The sequence below is a fragment of the Mycolicibacterium thermoresistibile genome (genome assembly GCF_900187065.1).
Classification (GTDB): Bacteria; Actinomycetota; Actinomycetes; order Mycobacteriales; family Mycobacteriaceae; genus Mycobacterium; species Mycobacterium thermoresistibile.
In genome coordinates, this window is sequence record NZ_LT906483.1 from 1,469,917 (window position 1) to 1,494,080 (window position 24,164).

General features: G+C 70.2%; 28 protein-coding genes, 1 tRNA gene and 1 other RNA gene. 21 read left to right on the forward strand and 9 right to left on the reverse strand.

All coding sequences use genetic code 11. The features are described from left to right. Positions 1 to 24: 24 nt before the first annotated feature. From CKW28_RS06825 to CKW28_RS06880, 13 genes are all read left to right on the forward strand, one after another. Positions 25 to 1,005 carry a mechanosensitive ion channel family protein gene (locus CKW28_RS06825; RefSeq protein ID WP_003927318.1) on the forward strand — a complete coding sequence of 327 codons (981 nt, stop codon included), beginning with the start codon at positions 25 to 27 and terminating at the stop codon, positions 1,003 to 1,005. Between the two features lie 3 nt (positions 1,006 to 1,008). Beyond that, complete coding sequence (locus CKW28_RS06830; RefSeq protein ID WP_064774581.1) at positions 1,009 to 1,521, forward strand: Rv3103c family proline-rich protein; 513 nt, start codon at positions 1,009 to 1,011, stop codon at positions 1,519 to 1,521. Between the two features lie 87 nt (positions 1,522 to 1,608). Then, positions 1,609 to 2,298 carry a cell division ATP-binding protein FtsE gene (ftsE, locus tag CKW28_RS06835; RefSeq protein WP_003927316.1) on the forward strand — a complete coding sequence of 230 codons (690 nt, stop codon included), beginning with the start codon at positions 1,609 to 1,611 and terminating at the stop codon, positions 2,296 to 2,298. Continuing rightward, the gene (gene ftsX / locus CKW28_RS06840) at positions 2,299 to 3,192 is read left to right on the forward strand and encodes a permease-like cell division protein FtsX (RefSeq protein ID WP_003927315.1); all 894 of its coding nucleotides are present in this window, start codon (positions 2,299 to 2,301) and stop codon (positions 3,190 to 3,192) included. Positions 3,193 to 3,196: 4 nt separating this feature from the next. Beyond that, positions 3,197 to 3,703, forward strand: coding sequence for an SsrA-binding protein SmpB (smpB, locus tag CKW28_RS06845; RefSeq protein ID WP_003927314.1), 507 nt, complete (start codon positions 3,197 to 3,199; stop codon positions 3,701 to 3,703). A gap of 43 nt (positions 3,704 to 3,746) precedes the next feature. After that, complete coding sequence (locus CKW28_RS06850) at positions 3,747 to 4,610, forward strand: maleylpyruvate isomerase family mycothiol-dependent enzyme (protein WP_040548011.1); 864 nt, start codon at positions 3,747 to 3,749, stop codon at positions 4,608 to 4,610. A 140-nt stretch (positions 4,611 to 4,750) separates the two neighbouring features. Further along, positions 4,751 to 5,117, forward strand: a transfer-messenger RNA (tmRNA) gene (gene ssrA / locus CKW28_RS06855). Between the two features lie 94 nt (positions 5,118 to 5,211). Beyond that, positions 5,212 to 6,459, forward strand: coding sequence for an MFS transporter (locus tag CKW28_RS06860; RefSeq protein WP_003927312.1), 1,248 nt, complete (start codon positions 5,212 to 5,214; stop codon positions 6,457 to 6,459). Further along, positions 6,456 to 6,608 (forward strand): hypothetical protein, encoded by a 153-nt coding sequence (locus CKW28_RS23530; RefSeq protein WP_003927311.1) that lies wholly within the window; start codon positions 6,456 to 6,458, stop codon positions 6,606 to 6,608. Before CKW28_RS06860 ends, CKW28_RS23530 begins: the two co-directional genes overlap by 4 nt. A gap of 35 nt (positions 6,609 to 6,643) precedes the next feature. After that, entirely contained in the window at positions 6,644 to 7,381 is a 738-nt protein-coding gene (locus CKW28_RS06865; protein ID WP_003927310.1) for a DUF4189 domain-containing protein, read from the forward strand. A gap of 124 nt (positions 7,382 to 7,505) precedes the next feature. Next, positions 7,506 to 9,266, forward strand: coding sequence for an N-acyl-D-amino-acid deacylase family protein (locus CKW28_RS06870; RefSeq protein ID WP_040548032.1), 1,761 nt, complete (start codon positions 7,506 to 7,508; stop codon positions 9,264 to 9,266). Next, entirely contained in the window at positions 9,266 to 9,697 is a 432-nt protein-coding gene (locus CKW28_RS06875) for a DUF4267 domain-containing protein (protein WP_040548008.1), read from the forward strand. Before CKW28_RS06870 ends, CKW28_RS06875 begins: the two co-directional genes overlap by 1 nt. Positions 9,698 to 9,834: 137 nt before the next feature. Beyond that, on the forward strand, positions 9,835 to 10,533 hold the full coding sequence (locus tag CKW28_RS06880) for an Ntn hydrolase family protein (RefSeq protein WP_003927307.1): 699 nt from the start codon (positions 9,835 to 9,837) through the stop codon (positions 10,531 to 10,533). A 16-nt stretch (positions 10,534 to 10,549) separates the two neighbouring features. Here the strand turns inward: CKW28_RS06880 and CKW28_RS06885 are convergent, their stop codons facing one another. Further along, positions 10,550 to 10,771, reverse strand: coding sequence for a hypothetical protein (locus tag CKW28_RS06885; RefSeq protein WP_003927306.1), 222 nt, complete (start codon positions 10,769 to 10,771; stop codon positions 10,550 to 10,552). Between the two features lie 17 nt (positions 10,772 to 10,788). On the opposite strand from CKW28_RS06885, the gene CKW28_RS06890 reads away from it, so the two are divergent. After that, positions 10,789 to 11,154 carry a DUF488 domain-containing protein gene (locus CKW28_RS06890; protein ID WP_040548005.1) on the forward strand — a complete coding sequence of 122 codons (366 nt, stop codon included), beginning with the start codon at positions 10,789 to 10,791 and terminating at the stop codon, positions 11,152 to 11,154. 70 nt (positions 11,155 to 11,224) lie between these two features. Next, positions 11,225 to 11,842 (forward strand): GNAT family N-acetyltransferase, encoded by a 618-nt coding sequence (locus CKW28_RS06895; RefSeq protein ID WP_003927304.1) that lies wholly within the window; start codon positions 11,225 to 11,227, stop codon positions 11,840 to 11,842. Positions 11,843 to 11,881: 39 nt separating this feature from the next. Here CKW28_RS06895 and mbtN read toward each other — a convergent pair whose 3' ends face one another. The 5 genes from mbtN to crcB (CKW28_RS06920) all read right to left on the reverse strand — a co-directional run bounded on the left by mbtN (position 11,882) and on the right by crcB (CKW28_RS06920) (position 15,736). After that, positions 11,882 to 13,045, reverse strand: a complete 1,164-nt coding sequence (mbtN, locus tag CKW28_RS06900) for a mycobactin biosynthesis acyl-ACP dehydrogenase MbtN (protein ID WP_003927303.1) — start codon at positions 13,043 to 13,045, stop codon at positions 11,882 to 11,884. Further along, complete coding sequence (mbtM, locus tag CKW28_RS06905) at positions 13,042 to 14,634, reverse strand: long-chain-fatty acid--ACP ligase MbtM (protein ID WP_003927302.1); 1,593 nt, start codon at positions 14,632 to 14,634, stop codon at positions 13,042 to 13,044. The genes mbtN and mbtM overlap by 4 nt, the downstream gene beginning before the upstream one ends. Beyond that, positions 14,631 to 14,900, reverse strand: coding sequence for a mycobactin biosynthesis acyl carrier protein MbtL (gene mbtL / locus CKW28_RS06910; RefSeq protein ID WP_003927301.1), 270 nt, complete (start codon positions 14,898 to 14,900; stop codon positions 14,631 to 14,633). The genes mbtM and mbtL overlap by 4 nt, the downstream gene beginning before the upstream one ends. 63 nt (positions 14,901 to 14,963) lie before the next feature. Continuing rightward, positions 14,964 to 15,344: a fluoride efflux transporter CrcB gene (gene crcB / locus CKW28_RS06915; protein WP_003927300.1), complete on the reverse strand. Its 381-nt coding sequence runs from the start codon at positions 15,342 to 15,344 to the stop codon at positions 14,964 to 14,966. Continuing rightward, on the reverse strand, positions 15,341 to 15,736 hold the full coding sequence (crcB, locus tag CKW28_RS06920; protein WP_003927299.1) for a fluoride efflux transporter CrcB: 396 nt from the start codon (positions 15,734 to 15,736) through the stop codon (positions 15,341 to 15,343). The genes crcB (CKW28_RS06915) and crcB (CKW28_RS06920) overlap by 4 nt, the downstream gene beginning before the upstream one ends. Positions 15,737 to 15,804: 68 nt before the next feature. On the opposite strand from crcB (CKW28_RS06920), the gene pgm reads away from it, so the two are divergent. The 3 genes from pgm to CKW28_RS06935 all read left to right on the forward strand — a co-directional run bounded on the left by pgm (position 15,805) and on the right by CKW28_RS06935 (position 18,849). Beyond that, positions 15,805 to 17,454, forward strand: coding sequence for a phosphoglucomutase (alpha-D-glucose-1,6-bisphosphate-dependent) (gene pgm, locus CKW28_RS06925; RefSeq protein ID WP_003927298.1), 1,650 nt, complete (start codon positions 15,805 to 15,807; stop codon positions 17,452 to 17,454). 44 nt (positions 17,455 to 17,498) lie between these two features. Continuing rightward, the gene (locus CKW28_RS06930; protein WP_050812070.1) at positions 17,499 to 18,722 is read left to right on the forward strand and encodes an MFS transporter; all 1,224 of its coding nucleotides are present in this window, start codon (positions 17,499 to 17,501) and stop codon (positions 18,720 to 18,722) included. Positions 18,723 to 18,776: 54 nt separating this feature from the next. Beyond that, positions 18,777 to 18,849, forward strand: a tRNA-Ala gene (locus CKW28_RS06935). A gap of 108 nt (positions 18,850 to 18,957) precedes the next feature. Here CKW28_RS06935 and CKW28_RS06940 read toward each other — a convergent pair. Beyond that, complete coding sequence (locus CKW28_RS06940; protein WP_040548030.1) at positions 18,958 to 19,911, reverse strand: lytic transglycosylase domain-containing protein; 954 nt, start codon at positions 19,909 to 19,911, stop codon at positions 18,958 to 18,960. A 165-nt stretch (positions 19,912 to 20,076) separates the two neighbouring features. Here CKW28_RS06940 and CKW28_RS06945 point away from each other — a divergent pair, with 165 nt between their 5' ends. The 3 genes from CKW28_RS06945 (at position 20,077) to CKW28_RS06955 (ending at position 22,561) form a co-directional block, all read left to right on the forward strand. Then, the gene (locus tag CKW28_RS06945; RefSeq protein ID WP_003927295.1) at positions 20,077 to 20,907 is read left to right on the forward strand and encodes a DUF1460 domain-containing protein; all 831 of its coding nucleotides are present in this window, start codon (positions 20,077 to 20,079) and stop codon (positions 20,905 to 20,907) included. Between the two features lie 132 nt (positions 20,908 to 21,039). After that, a complete protein-coding gene (locus tag CKW28_RS06950; RefSeq protein WP_003927294.1) occupies positions 21,040 to 21,882 on the forward strand; it encodes an aldo/keto reductase in 843 nt (280 codons plus the stop codon). A gap of 4 nt (positions 21,883 to 21,886) precedes the next feature. Further along, positions 21,887 to 22,561 (forward strand): nucleoside/nucleotide kinase family protein, encoded by a 675-nt coding sequence (locus CKW28_RS06955; RefSeq protein ID WP_003927293.1) that lies wholly within the window; start codon positions 21,887 to 21,889, stop codon positions 22,559 to 22,561. On the opposite strand, the gene CKW28_RS06960 is transcribed toward CKW28_RS06955, so the two are convergent. Together CKW28_RS06960 and CKW28_RS06965 are read right to left on the reverse strand one after the other, a co-directional pair. Next, the gene (locus tag CKW28_RS06960; RefSeq protein ID WP_003927292.1) at positions 22,543 to 22,956 is read right to left on the reverse strand and encodes a Zn-ribbon domain-containing OB-fold protein; all 414 of its coding nucleotides are present in this window, start codon (positions 22,954 to 22,956) and stop codon (positions 22,543 to 22,545) included. The genes CKW28_RS06955 and CKW28_RS06960 overlap by 19 nt on opposite strands. A gap of 2 nt (positions 22,957 to 22,958) precedes the next feature. Continuing rightward, a complete protein-coding gene (locus CKW28_RS06965) occupies positions 22,959 to 24,164 on the reverse strand; it encodes a thiolase family protein (RefSeq protein ID WP_003927291.1) in 1,206 nt (401 codons plus the stop codon).

Consider the following 24,164-nt stretch of genomic DNA (forward strand, 5'->3'; position numbering starts at 1 on the left):
CCCGAACCAGCCGCCGAGACGCAGATGACGAACAGCAGCTACCTGGCCTTCAGCGCCGCCGACGCCTGGCACGCGTTCTGGCACGGTCAGGTCGGCGCCTGGATTCTGACCAAGGGTCTGCGGGTCATGCTGCTGCTGATCGGCGCCGTGCTCGCGGCCCGGTTCATCAACTGGGCGGCGATGCGGGTGACCAGCCGGCTGGAGGCGCAGAGCGGGGACGCCCTGGTGCGGTCCGAGGCGACCAAGCACCGGCAGGCGGTCGCCTCGGTGATCTCCTGGGTGTCCATCGTGCTGTTGTTCGTCGTGGTCGCGGTGCAGATCACCAACGAACTCGACATCCCGGTCAGCTCGCTGGTGGCGCCCGCGGCGGTGCTCGGCGCCGCGCTCGGTTTCGGGGCCCAGAAGCTGGTGCAGGATCTGCTCGCCGGGTTCTTCATCATCACCGAGCGCCAGTACGGATTCGGCGACCTGGTGCAGTTGAGCATGCTGGGCGCCCCCGAGGAGGCCGTCGGAACCGTCGAGGAGGTCACCCTGCGGGTGACCAAACTGCGCACCGCCGACGGTGAGGTCTACACCGTCCCGAACGGCAACATCGTGCGGTCGCTGAACATGTCCAAGGACTGGGCGCGAGCGGTGGTGGACATCCCGGTGCCGGTGACCGCCGACCTCAACCGGGTCAACGAGGTGCTGCACGAGGTCGGCGATGCGTCCATGGACGACCCGGTGCTCAAGGATCTGCTGCTGGACCAGCCGTCGCTGATGGGGGTGGAGAGCATCGGGCTGGACAACGTCAACCTGCGCATGGTGGCGCGCACCCTGCCCGGTAAGCAGTACGACGCGGGTCGCCGGTTGCGGGTGCTGGTGGTGCGGGCCCTCGGGCGGGCCGGCGTGGTCACCCCGACCGAGGCGATGCCGACGGTCGGCGGACTGCCCCAGACGGCCGCCACCGGTGGCCGTGCGCCGGAGGAACCGCCGCCCGACCAGGCGCCCGAAAGGGAGCGGTGAGTCATGCCCGACCGCAGACTGCGCATTCCCGGCCGGCTGTTCGGGGGGCGGATCCGCACCTCCACGGTGGCGCTGATCGCCGCGTTCATCGGGCTGGTCTGGCTGGATCAGGTCTACGAACCGCCGCCGCCGCCGGAACCCGTCCAGCAGTGGGTGCCACCCGGTTTCGTGCCCAACCCGGACTACACCTGGGTGCCCCGCACCGCGGTGCGTCGGCCGCCCACCACCGAATCCGAGCCCACGACCACCACAACCACCACCACGACCCCGCCCGCCGACACGCCGACGACCACTCCGCCCGCCGTCACCACGCCCGAGGAGCCGACGACGACCGTCATCGATCCGGACGGGCCCGGCCTGCTGCCGCCCACCACGGTCACCGAGACGGACCGGCCCGACCTGGGGGCGCCGCCGACCCCGTGGGGACCGCCGACGACGACCACCGCGCCGGCATTCGGGCCGGGGCAGCAGCCGCAGAACCAGCCGCCCGGCGCGGCTCGGCCACCCGGTGGCTGACGTGACGGAATCGGGATCGTACCGCCGGTGCGGCGCGCTGTGGCGCGGCCCGTGGAGCTCCGCCGCGCACGGCTACACTGGCGTCCCGTGATCACCCTCGACCGCGTCAGCAAGCAGTACAAATCCTCGGCACGCCCGGCGCTCGACAACGTCTCGGTCAAGATCGAGAAGGGTGAGTTCGTCTTCCTGATCGGACCGTCCGGGTCGGGGAAATCCACCTTCATGCGGCTGCTGCTCGGTGAGGAACAGCCCACCTCCGGCGACATCCGGGTGTCGAAGTTCCACGTCAACAAGCTGCGTGGCCGGCACATCCCGAGCCTGCGGCAGGTGATCGGCTGCGTCTTCCAGGATTTCCGGTTGCTGCAGCAGAAGACCGTCTTCGAGAACGTGGCGTTCGCCCTGGAGGTGATCGGCAAGCGCCGCGAGGTGATCGACCGGGTGGTGCCCGACGTGCTGGAGATGGTCGGCCTGTCCGGCAAGGCGAACCGGCTGCCCGCCGAGCTGTCCGGCGGGGAACAGCAGCGGGTGGCTATCGCCCGGGCCTTCGTCAACCGGCCGCTGGTGCTGCTGGCCGACGAGCCGACCGGCAACCTGGACCCGGAGACCAGCAAGGACATCATGGACCTGCTCGAGCGGATCAACCGCACCGGGACGACGGTGCTGATGGCCACCCACGACCACCACATCGTCGACTCGATGCGCCAGCGCGTGGTCGAACTCAGCCTGGGCCGACTCGTCCGCGATGAGCAGCGCGGCATCTACGGAATGGACCGCTAAGTGCGCTTCGGCTTTCTCCTCAACGAGGTTCTGACCGGGTTTCGTCGCAACGTCACCATGACGGTGGCGATGATCCTGACGACCGCCATCTCCATCGGTCTGTTCGGTGGTGGGCTGCTGGTCCTGCGGCTGGCCGACCACTCCAAGAACATCTATCTGGATCGGGTGGAGAGCCAGGTCTTCCTGACCAACGACGTCTCGGCCAACGACCCGACCTGCGACGCCGATCCGTGTCAGGCGTTGCGGGAGCAGATCGAGGCGCGCGACGATGTGCGGTCGGTGCGGTTCCTCAACCGCGACGCCGCATACGACGACGCCATCAGCAAGTTCCCGCAGTACAAGGACGTCGCCGGGCGGGACGCGTTCCCGGCCTCGTTCATCGTCAAACTCCACGATCCCGAGCAGCATCAGCAGTTCGACGAGGCGATGGTCGGCCAGCCCGGGGTGCTCAACGTGCTGAACCAGAAGGAGCTGATCGACCGGCTGTTCGCGGTGCTCGACGGGTTGAGCAATGCGGCGTTCGCGGTCGCGCTGGTGCAGGCCATCGGGGCGATCCTGTTGATCGCCAACATGGTTCAGGTGGCCGCCTACACCCGTCGCACCGAGGTGGGCATCATGCGGCTGGTCGGCGCCAGCCGCTGGTACACCCAGCTGCCGTTCCTGGTGGAGGCGATGCTGGCGGCGCTGATCGGTGTGGTGATCGCGATCATCGGTCTGATCGTGGTCCGGTCGCTGTTCCTGGAGAAAGCGCTCGACCAGTTCTATCAGGCCAACCTGATCGCCCGGATCGACTACCTCGACATCGTCTACATCTCGCCGATCCTGTTGGTGGTGGGGGTGGCGATGGCGGGCATCACCGCCTACGTCACCCTGCGGCTCTACGTGCGGCGGTAGCGCGATGGCGAAGAAGGGTGCGAAGCAGGCCGGACCGGCGCGCCCCGGTGGCAGACAGGTGATCGCCACCAACCGCAAGGCCCGGCACAACTACACCATCCTCGACACCTACGAGGCCGGGATCGCCCTGGTCGGCACCGAGGTGAAGAGCCTGCGGGAGGGGCACGCCTCGCTGACCGACGCGTTCGCCACCATCGACGACGGTGAGGTGTGGCTGCGCAATCTGCACATCCCGGAGTATCACCACGGCACCTGGACGAACCACGCGCCGCGGCGCAACCGCAAGCTGTTGCTGCACCGCCGCCAGATCGATCAGCTGACCGGCAAGCTGCGCGACGGCAACCTGACGCTGGTGCCGCTCTCGCTGTACTTCAGCGAGGGCAAGGTCAAGGTGGAGCTGGCGCTGGCCCGCGGTAAGCAGGCCCACGACAAGCGTCAGGACCTGGCCAAACGGGACGCGGAGCGGGAGATCACCCGCGCGCTCGGCCGCCGTGCCAAGGGCATGCGCTGATTCGGCCGACCCCGCTGCGCGAGCGCGCCCCGCGCGGGTTACGTTGGCGCCTGTGAGCATCACCGCACTGGACAAGACCGAGATCCTCGACGGGCTGTTCGCGGTGTGGGACGACATCACCGCGCTCGGCGGCCGGCTCACCGACGCGCAGTGGCAGACCCCCACCGAACTGCCCGGCTGGTCGGTGCACGATGTCCTCGCGCATCTGATCGGCATCGAGTCGATGCTGCAGGGGGTCGAGACCCCGGACGCCGACATCGACGTGACCACGCTCGAGCACGTCCACAACGACATCGGCGCATTGAACGAACGCTGGATCCGCGCGCTGCGCGGCCTCGAACCGGCCGAGCTGCTCGACCGGTGGCGGTCGGTGACCGATGAGCGGCGCGCCGCGTTGACGGCGATGAACGACGAGGACTGGAGTGCCGTCACCGCCACACCGGCCGGACCCGACAGCTACGGACGGTTCATGCGGATCCGGATCTTCGACTGCTGGATGCACGAACACGACATCCGCGCGGTGACCGGCCTGACGCTCGGCGATGACGCCCTGGACACCCCGCCGGCCCGGCTGGCGTTGGACGAGATGGCGGCCGCCATGGGCCGGGTGGTCGGAAAGCTGGGCAAGGCGCCCGATGGTTCGCGGGTGCGGTTCGAACTGCTCGGGCCGCTCGCGCGCACCATCGATGTGGCGGTGCAGGACGGCCGCGGGCGGGTGGTGCCCGGTTTCGGCGCCACCGGGGACGGCGATCCCGGACCCACCACCGTGATCAGCTTGGACGCGTGGGTGTTCACCCGGCTCGCAGGGGGACGCAGCACGCCTGAGCGGCACCCCGGCGCCATCGGTTACCGTGGCGACGAGGCCGTCGGCCGGCGGATCGTCGAGAACCTGAACTACGTCATCTGACCCGCCCGGAGGCGGGAACTAAAATCGGGTGCCGCGGCGTTGTGCCTTGCGTACGATGGGTGCTCCTGCCGAAGGTCTGCAGGACCTCTGCAGGACCGTAGAATGCGGGAGTACCAGCGAACACCGACGAGAAGTGGAAAGGGGCTGAAAGGTTTCGACTTCGCGCGTCGAATCAAGGGAAGCGTGCCGGTGCAGGCAAGAGACCACCGTAAGCGTCGTTGCAAACAGATAAGCGCCGATTCTCATCAGCGCGACTACGCTCTCGCTGCATAAGCGAAGCTAGTCTGTCAGACCGGGAGTGCCCTCGGCCCGGATCCTGGCATCAGCCAGAGGGATCACCGGTGAGTCCGGTCGCGGGACTCATCGGGACATCACACAGCGACTGGGATCGTCATCTCGGCTTGTTCGCGTGACCGAGAGATCCGAGTAACGACATAGCGAACTGCGCACGGAGAAGCCTTGAGGAGGCGCCGTAGGACCCGGGTTCGATTCCCGGCAGCTCCACCGGCGTGCGGGCCCCCTACCGGTTCGGTAGGGGGCCTTCGCATGGGATGCGGGGTGGACCGGGCCAGACGGCGGACGGGATGACGACGGGAAGACCATGAGCGAGTCGAAGGCGTCGCAGGACGCGTCGGCCCCGGCGGCCGATCCGGTCGACGCCACCGCACGGCGCACCCCGTGGATCGCGATCCTGGCCGCCGCGCTGGGCATCTTCGTGATGATCACCATCGAGGAGCTGCCGATCGGTGTGCTCACGCTGATCGGTGACGACCTCGGACTGAGCAGCGGTGTGGTGGGGCTGACCGTCACCATTCCCGGCGTGCTCGCCGGCGCGGTGGCGGTGCTGACCCCGACGCTCATCGGCCGGCTCGATCGCCGTCTCGCCCTGGTGTCGGCACTGCTGCTGGTCTTCGTGTCGGCCGCGACGTCGGCGATCGCCCCCAACCTCCCGGTCCTGTTGGCGTCGAGGCTGTTCGCCGGGATGGCCATCGGGGTGTTCTGGGCGCTGCTCGCCGTCGTGGTGGCCCGGGTGGCCCATCCCGACGATCTGCCCAAGGCGCTGACGCTGGCGTTCGGCGGGGTGTCGGTGGCCGTCGTGCTCGGCGTGCCGTTCGCCGCCTGGATCGGCGCGATGGTGGGCTGGCGTTGGGCCTTCGTGCTGGTCGGAGCGCTCGGGTTGATGGTCGCCGTCGCGCTGACGGTGTTGTTGCCGCCGGTCCCGGTGGCGGAGCGGACCACGCTGGGTCAGCTCGGCGCCGCCTGGTCGATCCCGGCCGCCCGTACCGGGGTGCTGGTCACCCTGGTGATGGTCACCGCCCACTTCACCGCGTACACCTATGCGAGTCCGGTGCTGCAGGACCGGATCCACATCACCGAGAGCGGTGTCGGGCCGATGTTGTTCGTGTTCGGGATCGCCGGTTTCCTCGGCAACTTCGCGGCCGGCCCGCTGCTCCGCCGTTCGATGCGCGCCACCTATGTCGTGCTTCCGATCGGGGTGATGGTCGGGGTGCTGGTGCTGGGGCTGCTGGCCACCGGTCTGGCCGGCGGTGCGGCGGCGATGGCGCTGTGGGGGTTGTTCGGCGGCGCGATCAGCGTGGTGACCCAGGCGTGGATTCTGCACACCGCGGGCGATCGGTCCGAACCCGCCACCGCGCTGAACAGCGGCGCGTTCAACATCGCGATCGCCTTCGGCGCGCTCGTCGGCGGGCGTGCGTACGACGGCGGCGGCGTCGGCGCGGTCACCTGGTGCTCCGCCGGCGGCCTGGCCCTGGCCGCGGTCCTGGCGCTGTACGCCGTGGTCGGCGACCGTGAGCGAACCCGAACCGGACAGCCGTCCTCGACCGGGTGAGTTTCGCTGAACCCGGCACCGGACCGCCGAACCGGTGGATGATCGACCTCATCGACATCCGCGAGCGGAAGGGGGCCACGATCCGTCCACGCAACCAGCCCCGTCCGGGCGGTACCCAGCGCACCCACTCGTCATCCCTCGTCTCCTGAGTGCCGCCCCGAGGCCGTACTTCACAGGAGGAACCATGACAACCGGACGAGAGCCGGTCCCGAGGCGTTCCGCCGCCGCCCTGCTGACGGCCGCGATCGCGGTCGTGGCCGGCATGGTGACGGGCGCCGTGGTGGGCCCGGTGGGCGGACCCCCACCGGCCCACGCGGCCGACCAGTTCATCGCGCTGGCACTGGGATTCATCAACGAGAACCCGCCGGTCACGATGGCGGGCGGGTCGGCGATCAGCACCACCGAGGAACAGGCCGCCGGCGGCGCGCTGGCCAACTGTTCGAGCAACGGTGGCAGCCACTGTGTCACCCAGGTGATCGGCAGGAACGAGTGCGCGGCCGCCGCATCGAACGACTACGGCGAGATGACCGGCGCGACCGACCCGTCGCTGGGCGCCGCACAGAGCAAGGCCACCGCCAAACTGCAGAATCAGCAGGGCGCGAAGGTGATCGTGTCCGGCTGTGCGAGCGGGTCGAGCCCGCCGCCGCCGAATGAACCGCCGCCACCGCCGCCCGAGCCGAAGCAGGGGCCGACGGTGTCGTTCGAACCGGTGGTGGGCGGTCTGGTCGCGCACATCACGGACCGCAGCGGTGTGTCCTCACAGTGCACGTATGCCACCGACGATTACAACCGCAGCTTCGCCCTGCCGGCGAACTCCACCTACGACCTGCGGATCGTGCCGGCGGTACCGCGGTTCCGGAACTGGACCGTGACGATCACCTGTGACAACGGAACGAGCACCACCGCGACAACCTACTTCTGAGCAGGTCCCGGCGTTCCGGGCCGAACGCGATCCTGACCCGGATCCCCGAAGACCGGCACCGACGCGTCAGTGCGGTGTTACATTCCGCACCGAAGACGCCGGGCCGGTTCTCGAGGAGCGAATGGTGTTCGACCTGAAGATCACTGGCGGAACCGTGGTGGACGGCACCGGGGCAGACCGGTTCCTCGGCGACATCGGCATCGCGGGCGGCACGATCGTCGAGGTCCGCCGCCGCGGGCCCGGCGACCCGCCCCTCGAGGGCGCGGCCGCCGAGACCCTCGATGCGACCGGCACGATCGTCGCGCCCGGCTTCGTCGACATCCACACCCATTACGACGGTCAGGTCAGCTGGGACGATCTCCTCGAGCCGTCCAGCGGTCACGGCGTCACCACCGTGGTGATGGGCAATTGCGGTGTCGGTTTCGCGCCAGTGCGTCCGGGCCGCGAGGAATGGCTCATCGAGTTGATGGAGGGCGTCGAGGACATCCCGGGAGCCGCCCTGTCGGAGGGCATCAGCTGGGGCTGGGAGAGTTACGCCGACTATCTCGACGTCATCGGCGGGCGGAAGCTGGCGATCGACGTGGGAAGTCAGATCGCGCACGGAACGGTCCGCGCCTACGCGATGGGGGAGCGCGGCGCCCGCAACGAACCCGCGACACCCGACGACATCGCGGCGATGAGCCGGATCGTGCGGGAGGCGGCCGAGGCTGGGGCGCTGGGCTTCTCGTCGTCCCGCACGCTGGCGCACCGGGCGATCGACGGAGAACCGGTGCCGGGCACCTTCGCCGCGGAGGATGAACTGTTCGCGCTGGGCCGGGCGCTGGCCGACGGCGGCGGTGCGGTGTTCGAGTTGGCGCCGCAGGGCGCCGCGGGGGAGGACATCGTCGCCCCCGGGAAGGAACTGGAATGGATGCGCCGGCTCGGCGCGGAGATCGACTGCGCCCTGAGCTTCGCGCTGATCCAGGTCGACGCCGACCCGAACCTGTGGCGCGAACAGCTGGAGATCTCCGCGGCCGCCCACGAGGCGGGCAGTCGGCTGTACCCGCAGGTCGCGGCCCGGCCATTCGGGATGCTGCTCGGTTTTCCCGGCCATCACGCGTTCACCCACCGCCCCACCTACCGGCGGCTGGCCGCCGAATGCGACCGTGAAGAACTCGCCGCACGGCTCGCCGAACCCGCGGTTCGGGCGGCCATCCTGGCCGAGGACGATCTGCCCCCGGATCCGGATGTGTTGTTCGACGGCATGTTCGCGTTCGCCCAGCACGCGGTGGATCGGCTCTACCCGCTGGGCGATCCACCCGACTACGAGCCGACACCCGACCGCACCGTCACCGCGATCGCCGCCGAACGGGGTGTCGACCCGCTGACCGCGATGTACGACCTGATGCTCGAGAACGGTGCGGGCGCAATGCTTCTGCTGCCGCTCTACAACTACGCCGACGGCAACCACGACGCCATCCGGGAGATGCTGACCCACCCCGCCGGGGTGCTGGGACTGTCGGACGGCGGCGCGCACTGCAGCATGATCTGCGACGCCTCCTATCCGACCTTCCTGCTGACGCACTGGGCCCGGGACCGTTCCCGCGGGGACCGTCTGCCGCTCGAATACGTGATCCGCAAACAGGCGCACGACACCGCGCAACTGTTCGGGTTGACCGACCGCGGCACGATCGCGGTGGGCAAGAAGGCCGACCTGAACGTCATCGACCTCGACGCGCTGACCCTGCACCCACCGCGGATGGTCTACGACCTGCCCGCCGGCGGGCACCGCCTGGTGCAGGGCGCCTCGGGGTACGTCGCCACGATCGTCGGCGGTGTGGTGACCCGCCGCGACGGTGTGGACACCGGCGCCCGGCCCGGCCGGCTGGTGCGGGGGGCCCGCTGATGGCCGTGGACCGGGCGGCGCTGGCCGCCGGCTGTTTCCGGTTGGCCTCGGGAGTGTCGTTCCTCGTCGACCCGATCCGGGCGAACCGGCTGTGGGGCGCCCCGGCGGACGAACCGGCGCCGACGGCGAGGCTGTTGCTGCGTTCGATGGGTTACCGCGACGCGTTGATCGGGGCGATGCTGGCGACCGCGGCGCTGCGGAACGCGAACACCCGCGGCTGGTTCCTGGCGTCCGCCGGCGCCGACGCGGCGGATCTGCTCGGCGGGATGGGCGTTCACCACCAGATGCCGCGCGCGCAACGGCTGATCGGCTTGGGCGGAGCGGTGGTCGGCATCGCCGTGGGGCTCTGGGGTGCGGGGCGCCCCGCCGGAAGATCCGTGCGCAGGCAACGTCCGGTGGTTCGCCCGGAATCTGAACAGCGCGACCCGTAGTCGTCGGTGGCCTCCGGAGCGATAATCAAGCCCATCGCCCGGGGGAGGACGCGATGTTCGAGGCCGGGTGACCCGTTATCGACCGAATATTGCCCTGATTCCGCCGGTCCGGGACGGGAACGTGACAGGATCACGCAATGACGGTCGTCATCGCGCTCCGGTGCGCGGATGGAATCGTGATGGGTTCGGATTCCCAGATCACCGATCCCGGCCTGGGGCTGACCTACCAGGATCAGAAGCTGCATCCACTGGGTGAGCGGGCGGCCTGGGGCGGCAGCGGATCCCGCGCCGCCCTGTACGACATCGAGCAGACCTTCGCCGCGGACGCCGCGGCGATCGTCGACGCCGACGATGTCGGGCGGGCGCTGCAGGCCCGGGTGGTGCCGCTGCTCAAGCACCATTACGACCACTTCATCGAGACGGTTCCGGCCAAGGACACCGGCGGCGCCACCCCAGCCACCTATGTGCTGGCCGCCGGCTACAGCGGTGACCGTCCCTTCATCGCCGACATCGATCCGCACGGGGCGGTGGGCCGCCATGAGGACACCGGATTCCAGGCCATCGGCAGTGGTGCCCCGATGGCGCAGCTGGCCCACACGATGCTGGCCAACTTCCGGATGTCCGAGCGCGGCACCGATCACGGTGTGCTCGCGGTGCTGCGGGTGCTCGACTCACTGGCGGTGTCGGCGCCCAGCGTGGGCGGCCCGATGGACGTCTGCCGGATCACGCCCGAACGCGCCTGTCACCTCACCCCGGAGGACATCGAGCAGGCCCGCCGCGACATCGAGCGCTGGAAGGAACGTGAACAGCGCGTGCTGGACGACCTGTTCGATTAGTGCCGGTCAGCCGGTGTCAGTCCGCACTGCTGTGACGGCCACCGATATAGCTCAGCAGCGCCGCATCGTCCGAGGTGAACCGGTCCACCTCCGTGCCGCCGTCACAGCTGAACAGCCCGACGGTGACCGAGCGACCGGTGCGGTGCAGCACCCGCCAGTGCGCACCGGAGTCCTCCCAGCGCCGCAGTTCGGCGACCCGGTCGCGGGCCGTCGATTCGGCGGGGCCGTGTTCGCTCATCGTCGTACCATTCTGTCGTGAGTGGAGGCCACCGCGTGCAGGTGGTGCGGGTCTACGAGGAGCCGGGCCCGGACGAGGGGCAGCGGGTGCTGGTGGACCGGGTGTGGCCGCGCGGATTCCGCAAGGACGATCCGCGGGTGGGGCGCTGGCTGCGCGATGTCGCCCCGTCGACCGAACTGCGGCGCTGGTACGGACACATCCCGCAGCGGTTCGACGAGTTCCGCGCCCGCTTCCTCGAGGAACTCGACGCCCCAAAGGCCGCCGCCGCGCTGGCCGAGCTGCGCGAGCTCGCCGCCGCCGGGCCGATCACCCTGGTCACCGCCACCCGTGACGTCTCCGGCAGCCACGCCGCCGTGCTGGCCCACCTGCTGGCCGAACGGTGAACCCGGCGGGGCGGAGGAGACCCGAGGAAGGTAAAGCTACCCTCACTTGCTGCGGTAGGCTCATGCGGCGATGACCGAGACCAGCGAGGCGCCCGAGAAGATCCTCAAGCGGGAGCTCACCACCGTGTCCGACGCCGTCCGTGCGGTTCCGGCCCCGCCGACCCCGGTGCTGGCCGAACCGTACGCGTTCCGGCTCGTCGACCCGGACCGGGATGCGGAGTTGGTGTCGGCCTGGATGAACATGCCGCACCTGGTCGAGGCGTGGGAGTATGCCTGGCCGCCGGACCGGTGGCGGCGCTACCTGCAGGCGCAACTCGACGGTGAGTACTCGCGTCCGTTCATCGGCAGTTTCCGGGGCCGTGAGGTCGGCTACGTCGAGTTATACCGGGCGGCAAAGGATTCCATCGCCACCCGGTACGACGCGGACCCCTACGACATCGGGTTGCACGCCGCCATCGCCGATGTGCGCATGGTCAACCGGGGGATCGCGCCGATCCTGCTGCCGCGGGTGGTGGCGAGCGTGTTCGACCTGGATCCGCGGTGCCGACGCATCATGTTCGACCCGGACCACCGCAACAGTGCGGCGCGGCGGCTGTGCGAATTCGCCGGCTGCGAATTCCTCGGCGAACACGACATGCCGAACCGCCGGATGGCGCTGTACGCGCTGCACCGGCCCGAGTCGACCTGACCGCCGGTCTCGGCCGATGCCGCTGGATGCCGCTGCCGGTCAGCCGTCGGCGCCGTAGATCTCCTGATAGCCGTCGTAATCCGGTTTCATCGCGGCGGCCACCAGCTCCCACAGCACCTCGTCGGTGCCGCCGCCGACACGGGCCAGCTTCATGTCCCGCCACCACCGGCCCAGCGGTGTCTCATCGACCAGATACCCTGAGCCGCCGAAGATGTGCATGCACTCCGAGAGCACCTCTTCACCGAGGCGCGCCGCCGACACCTTGATGGCCGCCGCGGTCCGCAAGTCCAGCCGGCCCTGGGTGGCGATGCCGGTCAGGGCGAACCTCAGCATGTCGGTCCGTGCCTGCAGGTCGGCCATCCGCATCCGCAACGCCTGATGCTCATACAGTGTGCTGCCGAACTGGCGGCGTTTCATCATGCGGGCCAACGTGATTCCGATGACCCGCTGGCAACCCGCGGCCACCTGGCCGGCGATCGACAACCGTTCGTGCGCCAGGCCCCACGAGATCGCGGCGAGGCCGGTGCCCGGCCGGGCGATCAGCGCGTCGCCGGGCACCCAGGTGTCGATGTGCACGGCGGCGGTGTCCAGCGGGCCGGCGCCGACCTTGCGGTACGGGGTCTGCACCTCGACCTGCGTGGTGGGCACCGCGATCAGCATGACATTGCCGTGCCGGCTGGACGGATCGTGGTCGACGCTGCGCGCCACCACCACGATGTGGTCGGCGATCGGGGACAACGAGACGAACTTCTTGGTCCCGCGGACCCGGAAACCGTCGCCTTCCGAACGCACTTCGGTTTCGACGATCTGCAGGTCCGAGCCGCCGGACTCCTCGGAGGCGCCGATGCACAGCACCGCCTCGCCGCGGATCGCCTGCTCGGCGATCTCCCGCAGATGATCCGACCTGCCGAACCGCCGCAGAATCGCGATCGCCGAATCATGCAGGCTGACACCGACACCGATACCGGCGGAGCCGAGCCGGCCCAGCGCCAGCGCCAGTTCGATCAGCTTGGCGACGTCGGGGAGCTGGTGGTCCTGCCATTTCTCGGCGAAAACCCCGCTGCGGCCGAGGTATTCGATCAGCGCACGCGGGAAGCGTTCGGTCTCCTCGGCTTCCGCGGTCCACGCCGTCACCCGCTCGTCGAACACCCGCCCGAGCAGGTCGCGGTAGTCGTCGACGGAGGTTTCCGAGACGGCCGTCATCGTCCCACCCCTTCCAGGTTGCGTTTGACCTCGAGGCGGCGCAGCTTGCCGGAGGAGGTGCGGGGCAGCGACCCCGGCGGCCGCAGCAGCACATCGGTGGGCACCACACCGCATTCCGACGCGACCCGTTGCACGACCTGGCTGCGGGCGCCGGCCTCGTCGCGGCCGCGGTATTCGGCGACGATGACCAGGCCGGGCCGCACCGAGTTCTCGTTGGTTCCGACCGCCACCACCGCGCCTTCGCGGACCCCGGGAACCTGCCCGGCGACCTGCTCGATCTCGGTCGGGAAGACGTTGCGGCCGGCGACGGTGATCATCTCCTTGGCCCGGCCGCACACCACCAGCCCGCCGTCGACGAAGTAGCCGAGATCACCGGTGGGGAACCAGGCCTCGCGGTCGATGGGTGGCTCTCCCAGATAACCCGACATCATCGACGAGCCGCGGATCTGCACCTCGCCGACCTCCCGGCCGGTGATGCCCACCTGCTGATCGGGGCGGGGGGCGATCCGGACCTGCATGCCGGGGATCGCCTCACCGAGGACGGCGTGCCGGCGGGTGGCGGTGCCCGCCTCGGTGACGACCTCGACCTCGTCGATCTGCAGGCCCGCACCCGGGATCGGAACGGTCACCGCGCACGTCGATTCCGCGAGCCCGTACGACGGGCACAGCGCGGCGGCGTCGAAGCCGAATCGGGCCATCTCGGTGGCGAACCGGGTGGTGGCGTCGCAGTCGACCGGTTCACCGCCGTTCAGCGCGAACCGCAGCCGGCCCAGGTCGACATCGGTGACGCGGCGGGAGTATTTGCCGATCAGCCCGTAGGCCATGTTCGGCGCGGCGGTCATCGTGGCCCGGCTGGCGGTGAGCCAGTGCAGCCAGCTGAACGGCGAGGCCGCGAACGCCGTCGTCGGCGCCTGCCACAGCTCGGCGCCCACCAGCGCACCGCTGAGCAGGAAGCTCAAACCCATGTCGTGGTAGAGCGGCAGCCACGAACAACCGACGTCGTCGGTGGTCACCGAGGTCCGGGTGGTCAGACCGCGCAGGTTCGCCAGCACCGCCTCGGCCGGAAGCGCCGCCGTGCGTGGGGTGCCGGTCGAACCGGCCGTCCCCTGCAGGATCGCGATGCCGTTCGGTTCCGACGGCGGCAGCAGCGTGGTGGACCGCCGGTCGTGGGCGACCGTCGAAACATCATGGATCGCCGGGGCGCCCGACGCGTCGTCCACGCCGCGGAGGAGTTCGAGCTGGGCGCCGTGGCTGAACACGGTGCGCACCCCGATGCCGGTGAACCGCTTCAGCGTTCCCTGCGCCCACTGCCGGGGGTCGGCGCCCCGGACCGGGCCGGGCAGAACCGACACCGCCGCGCCGGCGAGCAGGGCGCCGATGATCGCCGAGATGAGCTCGACGGTCGGTTCACCCACCAGCCCGACCGCGGTCGCCTCGTCGGCCAGGACCCGGTCGGCGACGTTCTCGGCGCGGACGTAAACCTCCGGCCACGGATGGCGGCTCCAGGACCGGGTCTCCTGGTCGAGCACCACCAGATCGGCGCCGGCCGTGGTGAGCGCGTCGGCCAGCGCCTGTGCCAGGACCGTCACGGCCGGCTCTGAGCCGCCGGCACCTTCGCCAGGATGGCGGCCTCCAGCTCGCCGACGGTGTCGCAGCTGAGCAGATCCTCCTCGGTGAGCACCACGCCCAGCTTGTCCTCGATGGCGACCATTCCGACCGCGAACGCCACCGAGTCCAGGCCGACGTCGTCGATGAGCCGAGAGTCGCGGGTGACCCGGCGGACGTCGACGTTCATGTCGTCGCGCAAGATCTCCAGGAGGGCGGTGCTGACGGCTTCGGCGGTAGTCGGCTCCATGGCCGGGTACGGTACACCGCCAAGTTAAGTGAGGCTAGGCTTACCCCTCCTGTGCGGCGTCGGTCACAGCATCGACCCGACCCGGTAGCCGACCGCGGCCGCACCGAGCCCGGCCACCACACCCGCCACGATGTTGACCACCGTGTCGAGGACCGCGCGCCGCCGCGGCCGGCGCTCGGCCAACTCGACGGTGTCGAGCATCCAGGTGGAGAAGGTGGTGTAAGACCCCAGCAGCGCGGCGCCGGCGAGCAGCGCCGTCCGCGGGCTCACCGCCGCGCCGGCCAGCAGCCCCAACGCCAACGCGCCGGTGATGTTCACCACGAAGATGCCTGCCGGGAGCCGCGTCGGGGACCGGCGCGACACCGTCCGGTCGACCAGATACCGCAGCACCGCGCCCAAACCGCCGAGCACCGCCACGCCCGCCCACACCCCGAGCGACGTCATCGCCGGCGCACCCGTCGGCCGAGAGCGCGCCCGGCGCACACCGCCGTCACACCCGCCGCGACCCCGGCGCCGACGTATCCGGCGGCCAACCCCAGGCGGCCGGCGTCGACCATCGCGAGCACCTCCACCTGCACGGTCGAGAAGGTGGTCAGCCCGCCGCACAATCCGGTGCCCAGCAGCGCCCGGCGGTACCGCGATCCGGGCCGGGCGGGCGGAAACCGGGCGGCGACGAAACCCAGCACGGCGGCGCCCAGGACATTGGCCACGAACGTCGCCCACGGCCACCCGGACCCGTGCGCCGGCGCGGATTCGGCGAGCAGCACCCTGGCGACGGTGCCCGCCGCCCCGCCGACGAACACCGCCGCCAACACCCGCGCGTCGGTGACAGCCATCCGCCAAAGTATGGCGACCGTCACCGCAGCCGAGCGCAGTCGCGGCCGGATTGGGACAATTGGACATCATGGCGGCCAATCCCCGCGCCGGTCAGCCGGCGCAACCCGAAGACCTCATCGACGTAGCGGCGGTGGTGACCGCCTATTACACGCGGCAACCCGATCCGGACGACGTCGCCCAGCAGGTGGTGTTCGGCACGTCCGGGCATCGCGGGTCCAGCCTGGACAACGCCTTCAACGAGGCGCACATCCTGGCCACCACCCAGGCGATCGTGGAATACCGCCGCCGGCAGGGCATCACCGGGCCGCTGTTCATCGGACGCGACACCCACGCGCTGTCCGAACCGGCCTGGGTGTCGGCGCTGGAGGTGCTGGCCGCCAACGACGTGGACGTGATGATCGACGCCGCCGACCGGTACACCCCCACACCGGCGATCAGCCACGCGATCCTCAGCCACAACCGCGGCGGCGCGCCGGGCGGCAAGGCCGACGGCATCGTCGTCACCCCGTCGCACAATCCGCCCCGCGACGGCGGGTTCAAATACAACCCGCCGCACGGCGGCCCCGCCGACACCGACGCCACCAGCGCCATCGCCGACCGCGCGAACCAGATCCTGCGCGACGGACTCCGCGACGTGAAGCGGGTGCCGCTGGCCCGCGCGCTGCAACGCGCCCACCGTCACGACTACCTCAACGCCTACGTCGACGACCTGCCGGCCGTCGTCGACCTGCACGTGATCGCGGCGGAGAGGATCCGCATCGGCGCCGACCCGCTGGGCGGGGCCAGCGTCGACTACTGGGACGCCATCGCCGAACGGCACAACCTCGACCTCACCGTGGTCAATCCGCTGGTCGACGCCACCTGGCGGTTCATGACCCTCGACGGGGACGGCAGGATCCGGATGGACTGCAGCTCCCCGCACGCCATGGCCGGGCTGATCCGGTCGGTGACCGCCGACCGGGACAGGTATCAGATCGCCACCGGCAACGACGCCGACGCGGACCGGCACGGTATCGTCACCCCGGACGGCGGGCTGCTCAACCCGAACCACTACCTGGCGGCGGCGATCGACTACCTCTACACGCACCGGCCGGACTGGCCGGCCGCCACCGCGGTGGGCAAGACCGTGGTCAGTTCGTCGATCATCGACCGGGTGGTCGCCGGGCTCGGCCGCACCCTGGTCGAGGTGCCGGTCGGCTTCAAGTGGTTCGTCGACGGCCTGCTCAACGGGGACATCGGATTCGGCGGCGAGGAGAGCGCCGGCGCCTCCTTCCTGCGGCGCGACGGGTCGGTGTGGACCACCGACAAGGACGGCATCATCCTGGCCCTGCTGGCCGCCGAGATGCTCGCGGTGACCGGTGAGACACCGTCGCAGCGGTATCGGAAGCTGGCCGAGCGCTACGGTGCGCCGACCTACGCCCGCATCGACGCACCCGCCGACCGCGAGCAGAAGGCCCGGCTGGCCAGGCTGTCGGCGGATCAGGTCACCGCCACCGAACTGGCCGGCGAGCCGATCACCGCCAAACTGACCACCGCGCCCGGCAACGGGGCTCCGCTCGGCGGACTGAAGGTCACCACGGAGAACGCCTGGTTCGCCGCGCGGCCGTCGGGGACCGAGGACGTCTACAAGATCTACGCGGAGTCGTTCCGCGGTCCCGACCATCTGGCGGAGGTTCAGGACGCCGCCCGCGCGGTGGTGAACACGGTGATTGCGTGAGTCCGGTCGCCCGCGGCGAGCGATCCGCCGCCGCTGCCGGCAAGATGGGGCTGCCCCGCGAGGTATGGCTGCTGGTGTCGGCCAACGTCGTGGTGGCGCTGGGCTACGGCGTGGTCGCCCCCGTGCTGCCGCAGTACGCCCGCCACTTCGGGGTCAGCATCAGCGCCGCGACCTTCGTCATCACCGCGTTCGCGGTCATGCGGCTGGTCGGGGCGCCGCCCGCCGGATGGTTCGTCCAGCGGCTGGGGGAGCGGCGCGTCTACATCAGCGGTCTGCTGATCGTCGCGCTGTCCACCGGCGCCTGCGCGTTCGCCCAGACCTACTGGCAGCTGCTGCTGTTCCGGTCGCTGGGCGGATTGGGCTCGGCCATGTTCACGGTGTCCTCGCTGGGTCTGATGATCCGGATCGCCCCGCCGGACGCGCGGGGCCGGGTGGCCGGACTGTTCGCCTCCGGGTTCCTGTTCGGCTCGGTCGGCGGGCCGGTGCTGGGCAGCCTGACGGCCGGATTCGGGCTGGCGGCGCCGTTCCTGATCTACGGCGCGGCCCTGCTCGTCGCCGCGGGGGTGGTGTTCTTCAGCCTGCGGAACTCCACCCTGGCCGCGCCCGCGCCCGAGGACGAGAACCGGGTGTCGGTGCGCACCGTGCTGCGGCACGGCGCGTACCGGGCGGCGCTGTTCTCCAACTTCGCGACCGGCTGGGCGTCGTTCGGGCTGCGGATCGCGCTGGTCCCGCTGTTCGTCGTCGAGGCGCTGGGCCACGGCGCCGGCGCCGCCGGGGTGGCGCTCGCGGCGTTCGCGGTCGGCAACATCTCGGTGGTGATCCCCAGCGGTCATCTGTCCGACCGGCTGGGCCGGCGCAAGCTCGTCATCGCCGGCCTGATCGTGTCCGCGGTGGCGACCGCCCTGGTCGGCTTCACCGACTCGCTGCCGCTGTTCCTCGTCGCCGCCTACATCGCGGGCGCGGCCACCGGCATCTTCGTCGCCCCGCAGCAGGCCGCGGTCGCCGATGTGGTGGGCAACAAGTCCCGCGGCGGCACCGCGGTCGCGACGTTCCAGATGATGGCCGACTTCGGTTCGATCATCGGATCGCTGATCGTCGGCCAGATCGCGGAACACGCATCGTTCGGTTGGGCGTTTGTCATCAGTGGGGCGATCCTCGCGATGGCCGCGGTGGGCTGGGTGCTGGCGCCCGAGACCCGGCCGCGCCGGTCCACCGAGCACACCGAGGCCCGGCCGCTCGGTCCGGAGGCCGGCGGCGAGGTGCCCTGACCACCGGTTTTGAACCCGACGGTGGTGTGGTGTAACTTCGATGGGCACCGACTTGGGGCTATGGCGCAGCTGGTAGCGCACCACACTGGCAGTGTGGGGGTCAGGGGTTCGAGTCCCCTTAGCTCCACTCTTCGACGACCCGCCTCGGCTTCCCGCCGGGCGGGTCCTCGTCTTTCCGGGGGTCTCTCCGGCGGGTCCTTCCGGCGGGTCTTTCCGGCGGGTTGCAGGCCGGAAGCTAGCGCCTGATCGCCAGCGCCTCCGGGTTGCTCGCCAGGTACTCCTCGACCGGGATCGGCGCCTCGGCGTGATAGCCGACCGGCAGCACCACGTCACCGGCGCTCGAGTTGTAGTACACCTCCCAGCGGTAGTAGGCGCCGAACGCCGCGGGATCGTCGGCCATCGCCTCGGCGTACTGGCTGACGGCCCGCACATACTGGGGGGAGTTGTTGTAGTGCCACAGCGCGCGGTCGCGATCGCGGGCGAAACCGCTGGCCGCCAGATAGCGCGCGGCCGCCATGATGCTGTCGTGGAAGGACCGGATGTCGCCGCCGTCGCCGTACCGGGCGAAGGTCGACGGCAGGAACTGCATGGGGCCCTGCGCGCCGGCGGTGCTCACCCCGTCGACCCGGCCGAACGCCGTCTCGACGAGGTTGATCGCCGCCAGATGACTCCAACCGACACCGTGCTCGGCCTCCGCCTTGCGGTAGTAACCGAGCAGTTCCTCCGGTGGCGGCGGCGCCACGATGCGCCATGCCGGCAGGGTGGGCTTCCCGCGCCCGTCGCTCATCGCCTCCAGCTGGCGACGGGCGTCGATATTGCGGTCGTAGACGCCCAGCAGCTGCTCCGGGATCCGGGAGCGGGCGATCGGATCCCACTCCGGATGGCGGGCCAGCAGCCGGTAGGCGGGCTGCTGGCGTCGAGCCGCCGCTGCCAGCACCGCCTCGGGTGCCGACGGGTCGCGCAGCACCCGTTCATCGGCCACCAGATCGTCGGCGAGCCGGACCGGATCGCCGGCCAGCGGCCGGTGGGCCGGATCGGACTCGGGCGCGGGCGGCTGGGCGGCCGGCTCGGGTTCCCCGCTCGACTGCGGCGCCGCGTCCCGGGGCGGCGCCGCGCATCCGGCCAGGGCGATCAGCAGGGCGGCGACGAGCAGCGTGAGACGGCTGGGAAGACGTTGCGATTCGGTGATTGTCGGGCGTGGCGCGGTCGGGTCGATGTGCTGGCTGGTCAAGGCATACCCCCGGACGATCGGGTGAATCGGTCCCGGCCGGGACGGCTTCACCCCCACGTACAGTAGCGAAAAACGCGAGCGAACCCCGTCAGCGAAACCCCACCGGCGAAAAGGGGAGAAGGCATGCCTGTCGGACTCGGCCCGGCCGCGAGACTGTCCCGGCGACGGTCCCTGTGGCCGGTGCTGGTGCTGGCGTTCGTAGCCGCCCTCGCAGGCGCGCCGGCGGCGGTCGCGGCGCCGGCGGCGCAGATCTCCGGCGCCAGCGCCCAGCGGCTCGGTCAGCTGCTCGAGGTGCGCAACGCCACCGCTGCGCCGGCCCGGTCGGAGGTGTTGTCCCGGCAGTTCCTCGGCACCCCGTACGGGGCGGACACGCTCATCGGCTCGGCGACCGAACCCGAGCGGCTGGTCGTCGAACTGCAGCGGGTGGACTGCTTCACCTACGCCGACTACGTCGAGGCGCTCAAACGCGCCGACGATCGGGACAGCTTCCTCGACAGCCTGGTCGACGTCCGATACCGCGACGGGGTGGTCGCGTTCGCGAACCGCAAGCACTTCTTCACCGATTGGGCGGCGGTGCGGCCGGCGGTCGCCACCGACGTCACCGCCGAGGTCAGCGGTGATGCGGTGACGGTGACCAAGAACCTCAACCGCAAGGACTCCGGCGGCACCTACCTGCCCGGCCTGCCCGTCACCACCCGCGTGGTGACCTACATCCCCGGCGGTCGGGTGGACGGTGACGTGGTGAAGCGGCTGCGCACCGGCGACTACATCGGCGCCTACGCCACCGACGGCGGCCTCGACGTCACCCACGTCGGCATCTACGTCGCCACCCCCGGCGGGCCGGTGTTCCGCAACGCCTCATCGCTGAGCTCCGACAACAAGGTGGTCGACACCCCGCTGCTCGATTACGTCAAGACCGTGCCGGGCATCGTGGTGCTGCGCCCGGTGCGGTGAGCGCCGCACCAGATCTATCCAAGCCAGAAACGGGTATGGGCGTAGCGGCGAACGTGTAACCACTGCGCTCCCGGCGCGGATTTTCCGCATGGAATGCACGTTCGCGGCCGCGAGAACAGACCAGGAGTGAACATGACCACCGTTCCAGCCATCACGCTCAACAACGGCGCCCAGATCCCGCAAGTCGGTTTCGGGGTCTACCAGATCCCTCCGGACCAGACCGCCGCCGCGGTGCGTACCGCACTGGACGCCGGATACCGGCACATCGACACCGCGCAGATGTACGGCAATGAGCGCGGCGTCGCCGAAGGCATCCGCGACGCCGGACTGGACCGCGGCGAGGTGTTCATCACCAGCAAGCTCAACAACCCCTACCACCGGCCGGACGACGCCCGGCGGGCGTTCGACCGGACCCTGACCGAACTGGGCTCCGACTACGTGGACCTGTTCCTGATCCACTGGCCGCTGCCCATGCACTACGACGGGGATTTCGTGTCCACCTGGAAGACCCTCGAGGAGTTCGCCGCCGACGGCCGGGCCCGCAGCATCGGGGTGTCGAACTTCGAACCCGCCCACCTCGACCTGCTGGCCGCCGAGACCAGCACCGTGCCCGCGGTCAACCAGGTCGAGATCCACCCGTACTTCGGCAACAACGATGTCCGCCGGTACTGCGCCGAGCACGGCATCGCGGTCGAGGCGTGGGCGCCGATCGCCAAGGGACGGGTGGCCGACGATCCGGTGATCGCGGGCATCGCCGACCGGCTCGGCAGGACGCCGGCGCAGGTGACGTTGCGCTGGCACATCCAGCGTGGCGACATCGTGCTGCCCAAATCGGTGACGCCGGAACGGGTCAGGTCCAATATCGCGCTGTTCGACTTCGAGCTCAGCGACGCCGACATGGCGGCGATCTCGGCGCTCGACAAGGGGGAGGCGGGCCGGATGGGACCGCACCCGGACAAGTTCGACATGATCTGAAGGTGTGCGCACCACTGCCGATGCGGTCGCCGAGCTGACCGACGACGTCCACCGCCTGCTGAACGCACACCCCGGCCGGGTGGTGCTCGGCCTGGTCGGCCCGCCGGGCGCCGGAAAGTCGACGCTGGCGCAGCGCCTGGTGCGGGAGTTCGGCCCGGGCGCCCCGGAGGGGGTCGGCTACGTGCCGATGGACGGGTTCCACCTGTCCAACGCGCAGCTGGACCGGCTCGGCCGCCGGCACCGTAAGGGCGCACCGGACACGTTCGATGTGGACGGGTATCTCGCTGTGCTGCAGCAGATCAGCCACAGCCATCGGATCCGCGACGTGTATGTCCCCGGATTCGACCGCACCCTCGACGAGCCGGTCGCGGCCCGCCACGTGGTGCCGGCCGACGCCCGGGTGATCGTCACCGAGGGCAACTACCTGGCCCTGCCGTCACCCGGCTGGGCGGCGGTGCGGGATCTGCTCGACTGGGTGGTGTACCTGGACAGTCCGGCACCGCTGCGCCGGCGCCGGCTGATCGAACGGCACATCCGCGGCGGACGCGGCGCGGCGGAGGCGGCACGGTGGGTGGACACCGTCGACGACCCGAACGCCGAGTTGATCGCGGCCGGCCGCGGCCGGTGCGATCGGGTGCTCGAGATCGGTGATACGGGGGTTCAGTCCGCCGGCTCGTAGCGCAGCATCGTGATGCCGTGTTCGGGATAGTCGGTGAACACCGGCTTCACCCGCATGCCGACGGTCAACTCCTCCGGTGCGGCGTTGACGATCTCGGTCGAGAACCGCGGACCCTCATCCCATTCCACGACCGCGAGGATCTGTGGGACCGCATCGGCGAAGTGCGGGGAGACGGGCCGGTGCGCGACGGTGAACGTGTACAGCGAACCCGCGCCGGAGATCTCCCGCCACTGCAGGTCGTCGGCCAGGGTGCCGGGGGCGAGCACCCGGGGATAGAACACGTACCGGCCGGTCGAGGGAGAGTACTGGATGCGGATCTTGTGCTCCGTCAGCGCGTCCCAGAACGGCTGGGTGGTGGGTGTGGGGATCGGCATCGGCCGGCTGAGTGCGGACATCGTCAATCGCCCTCCAACACCAGGGTGGTCTGTTCGCTGAGGATGCCGCCGTTGCCGGAGACGAACGCCCGGTTGCAGTCGGGCACCTGGGTCACGCCGGCGCGGCCCATGATCTGGCGGGTGGCGTCGCACACGTGGTGCATCCCGCCGGCCAGCCCGGCCTGCCCGTAACCGAGTTGTCCGCCGGCGGTGTTCATCGGGAAGTCCCCGCGGAAGGTCAGATCGTGTTCGGCGACGAACTGCATGCCCTTGCCCTTGGGGCAGAACCCGGCGTCCTCGAGGCTCAGCAGCACGGTGATCGTGTAGCAGTCGTAGATCGACACCATGTCCATGTCCTGCGGGGTCAGACCGGCCATCCCGAACGCCGATGCGGCTGCCGTGATCATCGGCGTCTGCAGCAGATCCTCGGCGTAGGTCGGGGTCTTGTACGGCACCCGCTCGCCGAAGCCCTTCACCCACACCGGGCGGTTCCGGCCGCGCCGGGCCAGCCGCTCGTCGGCGATCACCACCGCCGCGCCGCCCATCACCGGCATCACGATCTCCAGCAACCGCAGCGGCGCCGCGATGACCGGGCTGGCCAGCACGTCCTCGATGGTCAACGGCTTGTCTTCGAAGATCGCCCCCGGGGTGTGGTTGGCGTTGACGCGTTGATCGACGCTGATCTTGGCCATCGCCCGCTCGTCGTATCCGTACGTGGCCGCGTATCTCGTGGCGACCTGACCGTACGGACCGTTCTGGCCGAGATTCCCGTACGGGATCTCGAATTCGGCCTGCGGCGAGCCGTACCGGTTGCTCGACGCCCCGAAGTACAGCATCTCGGTGAAGTCGACCGGTTTCTCCTCGCAGGTGGGAGTCAGCGGGATCGCCGGCACCACGCACAGCACTGCGCTGCACAGCCCGAGCTCGATCGCCGCGGCCGCCCGCCACACCATCGCCGCCGAACTCGCCCCGCCCAGATCGACCAGCTCGGCGAAATTCGCTGTGATCCCGAGATATTCGATGATCGTCGACGGCGCGAAGAGCTGCGACTCGGGCAGGTGGGTGGTGACGATCCCGTCCACGTCCGCGGCGGTCAAGCCGGCGTCGGCCAGTGCGGCGGCCGCCAGCCGGGCCCACTGCTCGAGGTTGAACTCCAACGGGCCGGTGGGCTGCCGCGTGGCCGGAAGTTCGGTGAAGCCGACGATCGCAGCCTCGCCACGAAGTCCCAT